Origin of the sequence: Stenotrophomonas sp. SAM-B (genome assembly GCF_013387485.1) — a bacterium.
Lineage (GTDB): Bacteria > Pseudomonadota > Gammaproteobacteria > Xanthomonadales > Xanthomonadaceae > Stenotrophomonas > Stenotrophomonas maltophilia_AA.
Window position 1 is genome coordinate 351,705 of sequence record NZ_JABBXB010000002.1, and the last position, 13,212, is coordinate 364,916.

The following is a 13,212-nucleotide window of genomic DNA, read 5'->3' on the forward strand; positions in this document are numbered from 1 at the left end:
TCGAACGGCATTGCCTGATAGGACAGACGCTGCGCTGTGTTCTTCACTGCGCGGAGGTTTACGCATGTCTGCTCGAAATCCTGTCTGGACCCACTCCCTGCCTGCAGCGCTTTGGCTGATGGCACCGTTCGATCTCCTGGCCTCGCTGGCGATGGATATCTATCTCCCCGTCGTACCCGAGATGCCGGGGGTGCTCGGCACCACGCCGGCAGTCATCCAGCTCACCTTGAGTGTCTACATGGTGCTGCTGGGCGTGGGGCAACTGCTGTTCGGCCCGCTGGCCGACGGGCTCGGCAGGCGCCCGGTCCTGCTCGGAGGAGGAGCGCTGTTCGCAGCCGCCTCGTTCGGCATGGCCGCCTCCTCGGACGTGCCGATGTTCATCACGTTCCGCGTGCTGCAGGCACTGGGCGCCTCGGCGATGCTGGTGGCGACCTTTGCCACCGTGCGCGACGTCTACGCCCATCGTGAAGAAGGGACCACGATCTACGCCGTGTTCAGCGCGATGCTTGCCTTCGTCCCGGCGTTGGGACCGATTCTCGGCGCGGTGGTTGCCGGGGGGTGGGGCTGGCGCGCGATTTTCATCGCTCTGGGGTTGGTTGCGTCACTTGCGCTGGCGAATGCAGCACGTGGCTGGCATGAAACCCGCCCCAGCCGGGCCGAGGCGTCACCGCGACACGTCGGGCGGGTGTTGCGCAGCCTGCGGTTCTGGACCTATACGCTCGGCTTCAGTGCCGCGATGGGAACGTTCTTCGTGTTCTTCTCCACCGCGCCGCGTGTTCTCATCGAGCGCGCGGGCTACGCACCGCTGGCCTTCAGCCTGGCGTTCGCCACGGTGGCGTTGGTGATGGTGGTCACCACCCGCTGGGTCCGTCATGCCGTGATGGGCTGGGGCGAGGGCGGCTGCCTGGCGCGTGGCATGGGACTGCTGGTCATGGGGGCGGTCCTGCTCGTCGCGGGACAGTGGTTGGATCGACCGTCATTCGTGACGTTCATCCTGCCGATGTGGGTGTCGGCCGTCGGCATCGTGGTCACCGTGGCGGTGACCGCCAATGGGGCGTTGAAGGCGTTCGACGACATGGCGGGCCTGGCTGTCGCGGTGTACTTCTGCGTGGAGAGCCTGCTGGTGGGTGTAGCCGGCACCGCGGTGGTGCTGGCGTTGCCCGGGGACACAGCGTGGCCGCTGATCGTATTCCCGCTGGGGATGGCCGTCGTCGTGCTGCTCGCCCTGGCGGCGCTGCAACGCAGGGAGCAGGCCGCGTCCTGAGGGGGCGCGTCAGGGGGCCGGCAGCAGGAATTGATCCAGCAGCCACAGCGCCGCCGGTCCCAGCGGCGTGCCTTTTTGCCACACCGCATCGGTGGAGACCAGCCGCGGCCAGCCGGGCAGGGGCAGCTCAACCAGCATGCCCCGGCCATAGCGCGTCACCAGCGAGCGCGGCAACTCCGCCCAGCCGAACCCGTCCTCGGCCATCTCCAGCACCATCAGGTAGTCCGACGCCGACCAGGTGCGGCCGCGTGCATGGCCCTCGCGTGCGGCATCGCCGCTCAGGCAGATCTGGCGGTGGCTGGCCAGATGCGATTCGTCGGGCGCAGGCAGCGCCGCCAGCGGGTGGCCGGTGGCGACGAAGATGGCCATGTCCGCGCGCAGGGGCAGGGCGCGCACCGCCAGTTCGGACGGGTACGCCGGCTGGTGCGGGATCAGCCCGAGATGGGCGCGGCCGCGCTGCACGACGTCCAACACGTCGCTGCCTTCGGCATCCAGCCATTCCAGCTCGATATCCGGGAAGCGCTGCTCGAACCGACGCAGCAGATGCTGGTCGGGGTTGAGCTGGTAGATATCCGAGAACACCAGGCTCAGGCGCGGTTCGACCTCGTCGGCCAGCCGGATGCTGAGCTGCTCCAGGCGATCGGCGGCGGCGAGGATTTCCTGCGCATGGCCCAGCACTTTGCGCCCGTCTTCGGTCAGGACCGGATAGCGGCCGCTGCGGTCGAACAGGGTGAGGCCCAGCTCAGCCTCCAGCGTGGCGATCGCGGTGCTGATGGTCGATTGGGTCTTCTTCAGGCGGCGGGCGGCGGCGGAGAACGAGCCGAGTGCGGCGGCTTCGACGAAGGCATGCAGGGATTCGGGGCCGTAACGCATGGATGTATCGCCTTTGTCGATGGATTCCATCTTGGGAGTGATGGAAAAGGCGATGATAATGGGCGCGTCGCTTGGGTGCCATGGCCCGGCTGGCGCGTACCGACCAACGGTCGGTACCTACCGGCGCGGTGTCGATGCGGTCGGTACCTACCGGTGCGGTTCCTATGCGGTGCCGATGCGGTGCCGCCAGTGCCGACCCGGTGTCGGCAGCCAGGTCACCCGGCCCGCAGCGACGCACGTGCATCCGCCATCCCGGCCGATGCCCCGGTGCCCGGCGTTCCGCCGGTGTGCGCCGGCCGCAATCAAGGAGCTTTCCATGCACACACAGGTGCATTCGCAATCCCGTGCCCGTGGCGGTCTGATCGCCTGGGCCTGCCTGACCGTGGCGATCGTCGCCGAAGTGGTCGGTACCTCGTTCATGGCCGATGCCGCCCGTCATGGTGGCCATCTCGGCTATGTGGTCATGGCCGTTGCCCTGGCCATTTCGTACTACTTCCTGGCACTGTCGGTGCGCGGCATCGCGGTCGGTGTGGCCTACGCGGTGTGGGAAGGCCTCGGCCTGACCCTGCTCACGCTGGTCGGCATGTTCGTGTTCAAGGACAGCCTCTCGGTGCAGCAGATGCTCGGGCTGGTGATGGCGGCGGCCGGTATCGTGTGCGTCACCCTCGGCGAGGAGCACACGTCATGACGGTCACCGCGTTCCTGTTCGTGCTGTGCTCGGCGCTGATCGACATCGTCGCCAACATGATGGTCGCCAAGTCCGATGGCTTCCGTAAACCGGCGTGGGGCGTTGCCGCTATCGGGCTGGTCTGGATTGCCTTCGCGTTGCTCGGCCAGGCGGTCAAGACCATGGACCTGGCCACGGCCTATGCGATGTGGGGCGCCATCGGGGTGATCGGCACGGCCCTCTGCGGGCGCGTGCTGTTCGGCAACCGCCTGCGCCCGATCGGCTGGGTGGGGATCGCGCTCGTCACCGCTGCGGTGGTGGTGCTGTCCAGCCACTGAGTTTGATCAGCGGAACAACTGATTCAACACCGCCCCGGAGGCCGCGTCGGCGAACCCGTCGAAGCGGCCCTCGTCCATCAGCAACTGCGAGGCGCGCATCATCCCGCCCCAGGCCGTACGCGCCATCGCACCGCCCACGCTGACCCGGCGCACGCCCATGCCGGCGATGTCCTGCAGGGTGAAGGGCAGTGCGCTGCCGACCAGCAGGTTGACCGGACGCGGCGCCACTGCAGCCACGACGGCCTCGATCTGTTCGCGGGTGCTGATGCCCGGTGCGTACAGACAGTCCGCGCCGGCGTCGGCATAGGCCCGCAGGCGGGTGATCGCATCGTCCAGATCCGGGCGGCCGACGAAGAAGTTCTCGGCGCGGCCGATCAGCAGTACGTCTTCGCCGGAGGCGTCGATCGCGCGGCGTGCGGCCCGTACCCGTGCGACGGCATCCTCCAGCGTGCGCAGCGGATGGGCGGGATCGGCGCCGGCATCTTCGATGGAAATGCCCGCCACCCCGGTGGCGATGGCGCGGGTGACGTTGCTGCCGACATCCTCCAGCGTGCCGAAGCCATCGCCGAAATCGGCATTCAAGGGGAGCGGGGTCGCGGCGGCCAGGCTGTGCAGATGCGCGAGCGTTTCGTCCAGGGTCAGCGTGCCATCGGCCTGCGCCTGGCTCCACGCATAGCCGGAGCTGGTCGAGGCCAGCGCCTGGAAGCCGAGGCTGTGCAGATAGCGTGCGCTGCCGGCATCCCACGGATTGGGCAGCACGAAGCAACCGTCCTCATGCAGTGCGCGGAAGGCCGCGCGGCGCGGGCGGGGATCGAAGGGCAGGGCCGTCATGGTGCACATCCGTTGGGCAGTGGACCGATGGTAACGCCATCGTCCGGCACGCCCGTCAGGCCCTTACCCACCGCGCGCACAGCCCCACCAGCACCAGCGTCACCGCCACCGCACTGAAGGCGAACACCAGACTGCTTGCCTGCGCAACGAAACCGATCAGCGCCGGGCCGGCCAACACGCCTGCATAGCCGAGCGTGGTGATCGCCGGGATGGCCAGGCTTTCCGGCATGACCTTCTGGTTGCCCGCCATCGAGAACAGCGCCGGGACGATGTTCGCGCAGCCGAGGCCGACCAACGCATACCCGCACAGGGCCAGCGGCATCCAGGTCGCAAATGTCGCCAGGGCGAAGCCCGACGCCGCCACCAGGCTGCCGATCAGGATCGAACGGTGGCGGCCGAGCCGGGCCACCACGCCGTCGCCGACCAGCCGGGTCACGGTCATCGCGATGGCGAAGGCCAGATACCCCAGGCCGGCGCGAGAGGGGTCGACCTGCTGCACTTCATGCAGGAACACCGCGCTCCAGTCGAGCACCGAGCCCTCGGCCAGGAACGCCACGAAACACAGCACGCCGATCGCCAGCACCACCCCGTGCGGCACCGCGAACATCGGCGCATCGCTGGGGGCCTTGTCGGTCCGCCAGTACGGCAGCGAGATCGCCAGCAGCGCCGCCATCACCGCCGAGGCCAGCAGGCACACCAGCCACGGCGGCAGGTGGACCGCGAGCAGGCCGGTCATCGCGCCGGCACCGACCGCGCCGCCGATGCTGTAGAAGGCGTGGAAGCCGGACATCATCGGCCGGCCGCTGTCGCGCTCGACCATGATCGCCTGCATGTTCATCACGCAATCGCAGGCGCCCACGCCGGCACCGAACACGAACAGCACCGCGCCCAAGGTCAGCGGCGAGGGCGCGATGGCCAGCAGGGGCAGGGTGGCGATCACCATCACCAGCGTGGCGATCATCACCGCACGGCAGCCGTGGCGTGCGGCGAGCATCCCGGCGATCGGCATCGCCAGCAGCGAACCGGCGCCCAGGCACAGCAGCACCAGGCCCAGCGAGCCTTCATCCAGGCCCGTGCGGTTCTTGGCGAACGGCACCAGCGGCGCCCAGGCGGCGGTGGCGAAGCCGGGCAGGAAGAAGGCGGCGCGGGTGGCGTGCTGCTGGCCACGGGCGAGGAGGGAGGAAGAAGCAGAACGCGTCGACATGGATTCCGGACCTCAGTGGTGCGCGGCGTGCTGGAGGGCGACACCGCGGCGCTCGAACGCCGCGACCTGTGCCGCTGGCGCGTCCGCTTCCACGACCAGCAGGTCGATCTGATCGACATCGCCGATCCGGTGCGAGGCCTGCGCGCCCAGCTTGTCGTTGGTGGCGACGACCACGCAGCGGCTGCTGGCGGCAATCAGGGCACGCTTGAGTGTCGCCTCCTCGCCATCCACGGCCCAGATGCCCGCCTCGGCATCGACCGCGCAGGTGCCGACAAAGCACACGTCCACGCGCAATGCACGGATCGCGTCCAGTGCCTGCGCGCCCACGGTCGCGCCGATGCGCGGGTCCATGCGGCCGCCGATCAGCGTGACCTCGATGCCCGGGCGGCTCATCAACGCCAGCGCGATATCCGGGGCGTTGGTCACCACGCGAATGCCCTGATGCTCGGGCAGGCAGTTGGCGATCGCTGTATTGGTCGAGCCGGCATCGAGGAAGACCAGCTCGCCGGGCAGCACCTGGGCGGCCGCGATCCGCGCCAGGGCGCGCTTGCGCTCGTGGTCCTTTTCGTGGCGCTCGGCCAGCGCCGGGAACGTCGGCGTCGCCGGCAGCGCACCGCCATGCACCTTGCGGCACAGGCCCTGTGCGGCCAGCTCGCGCAGGTCGCGGCGGATCGAGTCTTCCGAGACCTGCAGTTCGATGGCGAGCTGCGCCGACATCACGCGGCCGTGTTCGCGCAGCAGGCGCAGGATGGTCTGTTGGCGTTCGCCCGGTAGGGCGTCCTGGGTGGTCATGGGTAGCCTCGGGTCAGGGCGGAGGCAGCGCATCAGTCTGCATGAATGTGCAGCTATGTGCGTTGGAGTGCCTGTATGTGGTCCCAACTGTAGCAGAGGTCTTCACTTTTGGTGCGTTAATCTGCACGAACGTGCCGAAATGTGCCGGATCAGTCAGGCGACATCCGTGCTTCCCGCTCATGCCACCGGCAACAGCTCCGGCCGGATCACCGCCGCCGCCCAGTCCATGAACGCGGCCACCCGGCGCGGCAGATGACGGCGCTGGGCATACAGCAGCGTGACCGGCATCGGCTCGGCCTTCACCCCGCTGAGAATCTCCACCAGCGTGCCCGCCGCCAAGGCCTGGCGGACGCCCAGTCGTGGCACCTGGATGATGCCCAGCCCGGCCAGCGCCGCGGCGGTGTATCCATCGCCGCTGTTGACCGTCACCGCGCCCCCCATCGGCAGGCTGCGATAGACCTCACCGTCGGGGTACTCGAACCCGGGCGAGCGCTGGCCCAAAGTGCCGACGTAGTGGATCAGGGCGTGGCCGGCCAGATCGTCCAGCGTCGTGGGTGTACCGCGCGCGGCCAGATACGCCGGGCTGGCGCAGTTGATGATGGGCAGATGCCCGAGCGGGCGGGCGACCAGCGTGTTGTTATCCAGCGGGCCGACCCGCAGCACGCAGTCGAAGCCTTCGCGGATCAGGTCAACGCGGCGGTCGGTACCGCTCAGCTCGATCTCCACCCCCGGATGCCGGGCCAGGAAGTCCGGCAGCTGCGGAATCACCAGTTGCCGGGCCAGCCCACTGGACATGTCCACGCGAAGGCGGCCCTTCAACTGGCTGGTATCGATCCGGAACATGCTCTGCAGATCGTCCATCTCGTGCAGCAGATCGTGCGCGCGCGCCTGGAACTGGGCGCCATCCGCGGTCAGCTGCACCCGGCGCGTGGTCCGGTGCAGCAGCTGCACGCCCACTTCCGCTTCCAGCCGTTGCACGGCGAGGGACACACTGGCCTTGGGCAGGCCGAGGCTGTCGGCCGCGCCGGTGAACGAGCCCAGTTCGGCGACCCGCAGGAAGCAGCGCAGTTGATCGAGGCGATCCATGGATTGTTCGCGAAGTATGGACAGTCCAATCAGCATCTGCTGATTTATGCCGGTCTGCAATGCCAATACGCTGGTCTTCCTTATCAAAGCAGGTGACTGACATGCGCAACGCACGCCGAATCGTTCTGATCACCGGCGGCAGCCGTGGCCTCGGCCGCAATGCCGCCCTCGCGCTGGCCGCCGATGGCGCGGACATCGTGCTCACCTACCGCAGCCAGGCCGAGGCCGCCCAGCAAGTTGTCACCCAGATCGAGGCGCTGGGGCGTCGCGCTGCGGCCGTTCCGCTGGACATGGCCGACAGCGACGGGTTTGCTGCCTTCGCCGGCCAGGTCCGCACCGTGCTGGACGGGTGGGGCGAGACCCACCTGCAGGGGCTGCTCAACAACGCCGGCGAAGGGCTGCACGCGATGATTGCCGACACCACGGTCGCGCAGTTCGACGCGCTGGTCGCCGTGCATCTGAAGGGCCCGTACTTCCTGACGCAGGCGTTGTTGCCGCTGCTCGCCGACGGCGGCCGCATCCTCAACGTCTCCAGCGGGCTGGCGCGCTTCTCGCTGCCGGGAAGCTCGGCCTACGCGATGATGAAGGGCGGCATCGAAGTGTTCACCCGCTACCTTGCGAAGGAGCTTGGCGCACGTGGCATCAGCGCCAACACACTCGCGCCCGGCGCGATCGAAACCGACTTCGGTGGCGGCCGCGTGCGCGACGATGCGCATGTCAACGCGATGGTGTCTTCGGTCACCGCGATGGGCCGGCCGGGCAAGCCCGATGACATCGGCCCGGTGGCGGTGGCGTTGTTGTCGCCGCAGACCGCATGGGTCAACGCGCAGCGGGTGGAGGCGTCGGGCGGCATGTTTGTCTGAAGGTGTTGGGGCGGCGCTGCGACCGGCCGCGCCGACACCGCGCGTCCAACGGTAGGTCACGACCGTCGGTCGTAGCGCCCTGAACGGTGGGTCACGACCGTTGGTCGTGACGCCCTCATACATGGCTGAGAATGATTCGCATCACTCGCCGTCACTGGCTATGATGCGGGTCCTTTCCGTTACGACCCCGAGCCCCTCTTGAAGCATGCGTCGCCAGTCAGCCCCATGGGCCGCGTATTCGCCACGGTCGCCTTCGTTGAAGCCTTGACCTGGGCCGGCCTGTTGATCGGCATGTACTTCAAGTACCAGGCGGCCGATCCGACGCCGGTCGGGGTCAAGATCTTCGGGCCCGTGCACGGCGTGGCCTTCATGGTCTACGTCGTCGTCTCGGTGCTCGCCGCCCTCCGTCTGCGCTGGCCCTGGTGGGCGGCACTGCTGGCGCTGGCCGCGGCGGTACCGCCGCTGGTCACGCTGCCGCTGGAATGGTGGTTCAAGCGTCGTGGACTGCTGTCGGCGCCGATCGCACGCACGCGCTGAAGCCCGCACCAGACGATCCCCTGCGCGCGTCACCCAGCGCCGAGCACGCCGAGAATCTGCTTCGGCGACTGGAATCCCGCCAGCCGCGCAGTTTCGTGACCGTCGCGGACCACCAGCAACGTGGGGGTCTGGCGCAGCCCGAGCTCGCGGAACAATCCCTCTCCAACCGTTTCGAGTCTCACCTTCAGCAGGGTCATGCCAGCGTCTTGAATCGCGCCGGCAACACTTGCCAGCGACATCTCCAGCATCCGGCATCCCGGGCAGTCGTCCTTGTGGAAGTCCACCAGCAGGGCGGGATGTTCGCGCAGGGCGGCGTGGTAATCCTCGGGGGTCTGGGCGTGCAGGGTCAGCATGTCGTCGTGCTCATGGTAGGGGCCAACACGGTGTCGGTCCAGTGGTGGATGGCGTGGGTATCGTCGGCGCCGTGTGGCATCTGCTCGATTTCGAGCACCGGACAGGTCGAGGTGAAGAACCGCGCCAGCCGATGCGCGGCGCCGCAGTAGTACTCCTCGCCCCATTGGGTCTCGCCGGTGCCGAACACCGCCACCGGGAACGGCAGCGGCAACCCGAAGCGGTCACGCAACGCGGCGACGCAGTCCTTCATTTCCGCCGGCGTACGGCCGGCGTTGTCGGTCCAGGAACCGAGCAGGCAGAGGGTGGGTGCCGCGTCCGCCAGTACGGCGGCCACGTCGCCGGCATCGACGTCGAGCCAGTCCACGTGATGCCCCAGCGCTTCGCAGCGTGCCCGGATCAGCGTTGCCACCTCCCGGGTGTTGCCGCTCAGCGAGGCGAACGCCAGCAGGATCTGCATCTGCCCGACCTTACAGATCGTCGAACCCATTGTCCGAATTGGTCTTCTTGTAGCTGGCGTTGCGCATCTCGAAGAAGTCGGTCTTGGTCTCGGTGAAGTTGTCGGCGTACGCCTTGATCCACGGCATCACGTTGACGTTGGTCTCGCTGTACAGCTTCTCGATGCCGAGCATGCCGGCCATCTTGTTGGCGCGGTACTTCACGTAGCGGATCATCTCGTCCACGTCGATGCCGTCGATGCCATCGAGCACTTCACCGGTCCAGCGCGTCTCCAGCTGGATGGCGTGCTCGAAGGCTTCATGCACATACGCGGTCAGCTGCTCGCCCTGCAGGGCCGGGTTCTCGCCGATGATCGCGCGGATCAGTTCGCTGATGAACTTGGTGTGGGCCAGCTCGTCGCGGTTGATGAAGCTGATGATCTTGCCGGTACCGGTCATGCGGTTCTGGCGGACCAGGTTGTAGAAGAACGCGAACCCGGAATAGAAGTTGATGCCTTCCAGGATCGAGGACTGGATCAGCGCACGGATCAGCGTCTCGGCGGTCTTCTCGCGCATGAAGTCGTCGTAGGACTGCATGATCGGCGCGTTGCGGGCGAGGATGGTCGGGTGCGTGCGGGCGATCTCGAAGACGCGGTTCTGGTCGGCCAGGCCGGCGATCGAGGCCAGCACGTAGCTGTAGCTCTCGTTGTGGATCACCTCCTGCTGGCCGATGATCGCGGCGTTGGCGTGCGCGGCGGGATCGGTGATGTACTCGGCGACGTTGTAGATGAAGCGCGTCTGCGGCGAGTCCAGCGTGGCGAGCAGGCCGATGATGGAGTCGTAGGCGTTCTTCTCGCGGGCGTTGAGCTCACCGTACTGGCGCGCGTCGCCCTTCATGTCGACTTCGTCGGGAATCCAGAAGTTGGTCGAGAGCTCCTTGTACGCCCGGTAGAAGGACGGGTAGGGGATGTCGTTCCAGTTGAGGATGCCGCTGGTGCGGCCGTTGATGATGCCGGTGGAGCGGTTGGGGTGGCGCGGTTCGAGGATTTTGATGCGTTCCAGGGGGATGGCCATGGGGTGTCCTTGGTTCTTTGCGGGCGATGCGGGGGTGCGGGGCTGACGACCAACGGTCGTCAGCTACCACACCATTCGCATTCGGCGATATCGATGTCGTTCGAGCGCACGTAGTAGGTCGTCTTCAGGCCTTCGCGCCAGGCACTCATGTGCAGCGCGAGCAGGGTGCTGGCGCGGATGGTGCTGGGCACGTAGAGGTTGAAGCTGATCGACTGGTCCACGTGGCGCTGGCGGCGGGCGTTCTGGCGGATGCTGGCGAACTGGTCCACCCGGTACGCGCCTTTCTCGTAGTAGGGGTAGGTGTCCAGCGAGAGCCCCGGTGCAGCGACCGGGCGGCGGAAGTCCTTTTTTTCTTCGTAGTAGAACGCGCCGTAGACCGGGTCGATCGAGGCCGTGGAGCCGGCGATCTGGGCGGTGCTCATGTTGGGGGCAACCGCCATCAGCCAGCCATTGCGCAGGCCGTTGACCCCCACCTGCGCCGCCAGTTCGCGCCAGGCCGGGCTGACGTAGCCCCGGGCACGGAAGTACTCGCCGTTCTGCCAGTCGCTGCCGACGAAGGCGCTGTAGCGCCCCTTTTCCTTGGCCAACGTCATGCTCGCCTGGATGGTCAGGTAGTTGATGCGCTCGTACAGGCTGTCCGCATAGTCCTCGGCCTGGGTGGAGTTCCACTCGATCTGCTGCAGGGCCAGCAGGTGATGCCAGCCGAACGTGCCCAGGCCGATCGCGCGGTACTTGCGGTTGGTGATGGTCGCCTGCGGCACCGGCAGCTGGTTGAGGTCGATCACGTTGTCCAGCATCCGCACCTGGATCGGCACCAGGCGCTCCAGCACGTCGGTGGTCAGCAGGTCCGGGGCGGCCGTGACCGCGCGGCCCAGGTTGATCGAGGACAGATTGCACACCACGAAATCGCCGGCCTGCTTGGTCGTCACGATCTGGTCGCCGCTGATCATCTCCTGGATCATGCGGGTCGGACTCATGTTCTGCAGGATCTCCGTGCACAGATTGCTGGAGTAGATGCTGCCGGCATGCTTGTTCGGGTTCATCCGGTTCACTTCATCCCGGTAGAACATGAAGGGATTGCCGGTCTCCAGCTGGCTGACCATGATCCGCTTGAACAGATCGATGGCCTTGATCGTCCGCCGGCTGATGCGCTCGTCGGCCACCACCTCCTCGTACTTCTCGCGGAAGCTGCCCTGGCCGCGCTGCTCATCGTGGAAGTCCTGCAGGTACCAACCCTTGATCCGCTTCACCTCATACGGATCGAACAGATACCAGTCACCCCGCCGCTCGACTGCCTCCATGAACAGGTCCGGCAGGCACACCGAGGTGAACACATCGTGCGCGCGCAGGCGCTGGTCGCCATTGTTCAGGCGCAGATCGAGGAAGGCCTCGATGTCGCGGTGCCAGACATCCAGGTACACCGCGATCGCGCCCTTGCGCTGGCCCAGCTGATCCACGCTCACCGCGGTGTTGTTGAGCTGCTTGATCCACGGCACCACGCCGCCGGAGGAGTTCGCCACGCCTCGGATCGAAGAGCCGGCCGAGCGCACATAGCCAAGGTAGGCGCCCACGCCACCGCCGTGCTTGGAGACGCGCGCCACGTCGGTGTTGGAGTCGTAGATGCCCTGCAGGCTGTCGTCCACCGTATCGATGAAGCACGACGACAGTTGGCCGCCCACCTTGCCGGCATTGGCAAGCGTCGGCGTCGCCACCGTCATGTACAGGTTGGACAGCGCCCAGTACGCCTCGCGCACCAGCAGCATGCGCCGCCGCCGTGAGCGCTCACCGTGCTCGTGCTCATGCTGCATCAGGTACAGCGCGATGGTCAGCCAGCGTTCCTGCGGCAGCTCATACACCGCACGCGAATGATCGGTGGCGAGATAGCGGGTGGCCAGCAGATACAGGCCGTTGTAGGCGAACAGGGTGTCGCGCTCGGGCTCGATCATCTGCCCGGCTTCCTCCAGTTCGTCCTTGGAATAGGCCTTGAGGATGTCGATCGAGTACACGTTACGGTCGGCCAGGCTCTCCTGCAGACCCACATAGGAACCGTACTTCAGCGTGGCATCGTAGAAGCGGTTCTTGCTGGCGCGCTTGTACAGGCGGCGCAGGTAGAGCCGGGCGGCGAAATGTTCCCAGTCCGGCGCGGTGAGATCGATGCGCGATTCCGCCTCGCGGATCAGCAGATCCACCATCTCATCGGCGCTGAGCTGTTGCCGGCGCGCGATCTGCCCGAGCACGCTGCGCAGGTAGTCGGCCACGTCCAGCTGCGGGAACTCGGCGTGCACGCTGTGCACGGTCCGCTCCAGTCGCCCCTGGTCGAACGGCATGCGCCGGTTGCCGCCTTCCTTGGTGATCCACAGCGTTTCATTGGCAGTGGCCGCATCAAAGGCGGTATCGGTCGGCGGGGTGAGGGTCGAGGTGACGGTGTCGTCGATGTTCATGCGATCTCCTTGCATGGCGCAGTGCCCAGCAGGCGGCGCGGCAGAGCCGAGCGGCAGCCGGACAGAAGGCGTGTTGGGTGGGCAGGCCCTGCGTGTGCAGGAATACGTCGCCAGAGGCTCACATCGGTGGCGACGGGCCTTGCTTCCAGGCGCCGGTCAGGTGGTACGACGGGGCGTTCAAGAGCAACGGGGCGTCGAGACGGTGCACCGGGCCTGGCGGAAGCGGGGAGCCGATGGACACAACATAGTGGGGTGCGAGTGGATCGTCAACCGAAGATGTAGTGCTTTTTTGTCGCAGGGGCAGAGCGCAGGGGAGATGAACATCCGGTACAGCCTGCACTATCAAACGCAAATGCGAGCCGTTATCATTTGATGGATCACAGGGCGGTGATGCGTTCGCAACCGGATGGCAGAACCGCGCGCGCGTTGGCGCACCGCGTGGTTCAACTTCTTA

At 66.9% G+C, this 13,212-nt stretch carries 14 protein-coding genes; 5 read left to right on the forward strand and 9 right to left on the reverse strand.

Annotated features, from left to right (window positions below):
* Positions 1 to 64 precede the first annotated feature (64 nt).
* Positions 65 to 1,264, forward strand: coding sequence for a CmlA/FloR family chloramphenicol efflux MFS transporter (cml, locus tag HH110_RS05850; protein ID WP_176988786.1), 1,200 nt, complete (start codon positions 65 to 67; stop codon positions 1,262 to 1,264).
* 9 nt (positions 1,265 to 1,273) lie between these two features.
* Here the strand turns inward: cml and HH110_RS05855 are convergent, their stop codons facing one another.
* Complete coding sequence (locus tag HH110_RS05855) at positions 1,274 to 2,137, reverse strand: LysR family transcriptional regulator (RefSeq protein ID WP_176988787.1); 864 nt, start codon at positions 2,135 to 2,137, stop codon at positions 1,274 to 1,276.
* Positions 2,138 to 2,453: 316 nt separating this feature from the next.
* On the opposite strand from HH110_RS05855, the gene HH110_RS05860 reads away from it, so the two are divergent.
* Entirely contained in the window at positions 2,454 to 2,825 is a 372-nt protein-coding gene (locus tag HH110_RS05860) for a multidrug efflux SMR transporter (RefSeq protein WP_176988788.1), read from the forward strand.
* Positions 2,822 to 3,142: an SMR family transporter gene (locus HH110_RS05865; protein ID WP_176988789.1), complete on the forward strand. Its 321-nt coding sequence runs from the start codon at positions 2,822 to 2,824 to the stop codon at positions 3,140 to 3,142. Before HH110_RS05860 ends, HH110_RS05865 begins: the two co-directional genes overlap by 4 nt.
* A gap of 6 nt (positions 3,143 to 3,148) precedes the next feature.
* On the opposite strand, the gene HH110_RS05870 is transcribed toward HH110_RS05865, so the two are convergent.
* The 4 genes from HH110_RS05870 to HH110_RS05885 all read right to left on the reverse strand — a co-directional run bounded on the left by HH110_RS05870 (position 3,149) and on the right by HH110_RS05885 (position 7,055).
* Positions 3,149 to 3,973 carry an oxaloacetate decarboxylase gene (locus tag HH110_RS05870; protein WP_176988790.1) on the reverse strand — a complete coding sequence of 275 codons (825 nt, stop codon included), beginning with the start codon at positions 3,971 to 3,973 and terminating at the stop codon, positions 3,149 to 3,151.
* 55 nt (positions 3,974 to 4,028) lie between these two features.
* On the reverse strand, positions 4,029 to 5,177 hold the full coding sequence (locus HH110_RS05875; protein WP_176988791.1) for an MFS transporter: 1,149 nt from the start codon (positions 5,175 to 5,177) through the stop codon (positions 4,029 to 4,031).
* A gap of 12 nt (positions 5,178 to 5,189) precedes the next feature.
* Positions 5,190 to 5,969: a DeoR/GlpR family DNA-binding transcription regulator gene (locus HH110_RS05880; RefSeq protein WP_176988792.1), complete on the reverse strand. Its 780-nt coding sequence runs from the start codon at positions 5,967 to 5,969 to the stop codon at positions 5,190 to 5,192.
* A 177-nt stretch (positions 5,970 to 6,146) separates the two neighbouring features.
* Positions 6,147 to 7,055, reverse strand: a complete 909-nt coding sequence (locus HH110_RS05885; RefSeq protein WP_241696422.1) for a LysR family transcriptional regulator — start codon at positions 7,053 to 7,055, stop codon at positions 6,147 to 6,149.
* 101 nt (positions 7,056 to 7,156) lie between these two features.
* Here HH110_RS05885 and HH110_RS05890 point away from each other — a divergent pair, with 101 nt between their 5' ends.
* Both HH110_RS05890 and HH110_RS05895 read left to right on the forward strand, forming a co-directional pair.
* Positions 7,157 to 7,918, forward strand: a complete 762-nt coding sequence (locus HH110_RS05890; RefSeq protein WP_176988794.1) for an SDR family NAD(P)-dependent oxidoreductase — start codon at positions 7,157 to 7,159, stop codon at positions 7,916 to 7,918.
* Between the two features lie 225 nt (positions 7,919 to 8,143).
* A complete protein-coding gene (locus HH110_RS05895) occupies positions 8,144 to 8,455 on the forward strand; it encodes a DUF3817 domain-containing protein (protein ID WP_241696423.1) in 312 nt (103 codons plus the stop codon).
* A 29-nt stretch (positions 8,456 to 8,484) separates the two neighbouring features.
* Here the strand turns inward: HH110_RS05895 and HH110_RS05900 are convergent, their stop codons facing one another.
* The 4 genes from HH110_RS05900 to HH110_RS05915 are packed head-to-tail and all read right to left on the reverse strand — an operon-like array spanning position 8,485 to position 12,758.
* Positions 8,485 to 8,808, reverse strand: coding sequence for a thioredoxin family protein (locus HH110_RS05900; protein WP_176988796.1), 324 nt, complete (start codon positions 8,806 to 8,808; stop codon positions 8,485 to 8,487).
* The gene (locus HH110_RS05905) at positions 8,802 to 9,266 is read right to left on the reverse strand and encodes a flavodoxin (RefSeq protein WP_176988797.1); all 465 of its coding nucleotides are present in this window, start codon (positions 9,264 to 9,266) and stop codon (positions 8,802 to 8,804) included. Before HH110_RS05905 ends, HH110_RS05900 begins: the two co-directional genes overlap by 7 nt.
* A 10-nt stretch (positions 9,267 to 9,276) precedes the next feature.
* On the reverse strand, positions 9,277 to 10,317 hold the full coding sequence (locus tag HH110_RS05910; protein WP_070425230.1) for a ribonucleotide-diphosphate reductase subunit beta: 1,041 nt from the start codon (positions 10,315 to 10,317) through the stop codon (positions 9,277 to 9,279).
* Positions 10,318 to 10,376: 59 nt separating this feature from the next.
* Positions 10,377 to 12,758, reverse strand: a complete 2,382-nt coding sequence (locus tag HH110_RS05915; protein ID WP_176988798.1) for a ribonucleoside-diphosphate reductase subunit alpha — start codon at positions 12,756 to 12,758, stop codon at positions 10,377 to 10,379.
* Positions 12,759 to 13,212: the final 454 nt, after the last annotated feature.

What these genes read in the sequence shown, in the direction of transcription:
- cml (WP_176988786.1), top strand. Translation starts at nt 65, where the DNA reads ATGTCTGCTCGAAATCCTGTCTGGACCCACTCCCTGCCTGCAGCGCTT.
- HH110_RS05855 (WP_176988787.1), bottom strand. Translation starts at nt 2,137, where the DNA reads ATGCGTTACGGCCCCGAATCCCTGCATGCCTTCGTCGAAGCCGCCGCA.
- HH110_RS05860 (WP_176988788.1), top strand. Translation starts at nt 2,454, where the DNA reads ATGCACACACAGGTGCATTCGCAATCCCGTGCCCGTGGCGGTCTGATC.
- HH110_RS05865 (WP_176988789.1), top strand. Translation starts at nt 2,822, where the DNA reads ATGACGGTCACCGCGTTCCTGTTCGTGCTGTGCTCGGCGCTGATCGAC.
- HH110_RS05870 (WP_176988790.1), bottom strand. Translation starts at nt 3,973, where the DNA reads ATGACGGCCCTGCCCTTCGATCCCCGCCCGCGCCGCGCGGCCTTCCGC.
- HH110_RS05875 (WP_176988791.1), bottom strand. Translation starts at nt 5,177, where the DNA reads ATGTCGACGCGTTCTGCTTCTTCCTCCCTCCTCGCCCGTGGCCAGCAG.
- HH110_RS05880 (WP_176988792.1), bottom strand. Translation starts at nt 5,969, where the DNA reads ATGACCACCCAGGACGCCCTACCGGGCGAACGCCAACAGACCATCCTG.
- HH110_RS05885 (WP_241696422.1), bottom strand. Translation starts at nt 7,055, where the DNA reads ATGGATCGCCTCGATCAACTGCGCTGCTTCCTGCGGGTCGCCGAACTG.
- HH110_RS05890 (WP_176988794.1), top strand. Translation starts at nt 7,157, where the DNA reads ATGCGCAACGCACGCCGAATCGTTCTGATCACCGGCGGCAGCCGTGGC.
- HH110_RS05895 (WP_241696423.1), top strand. Translation starts at nt 8,144, where the DNA reads ATGGGCCGCGTATTCGCCACGGTCGCCTTCGTTGAAGCCTTGACCTGG.
- HH110_RS05900 (WP_176988796.1), bottom strand. Translation starts at nt 8,808, where the DNA reads ATGCTGACCCTGCACGCCCAGACCCCCGAGGATTACCACGCCGCCCTG.
- HH110_RS05905 (WP_176988797.1), bottom strand. Translation starts at nt 9,266, where the DNA reads ATGCAGATCCTGCTGGCGTTCGCCTCGCTGAGCGGCAACACCCGGGAG.
- HH110_RS05910 (WP_070425230.1), bottom strand. Translation starts at nt 10,317, where the DNA reads ATGGCCATCCCCCTGGAACGCATCAAAATCCTCGAACCGCGCCACCCC.
- HH110_RS05915 (WP_176988798.1), bottom strand. Translation starts at nt 12,758, where the DNA reads ATGAACATCGACGACACCGTCACCTCGACCCTCACCCCGCCGACCGAT.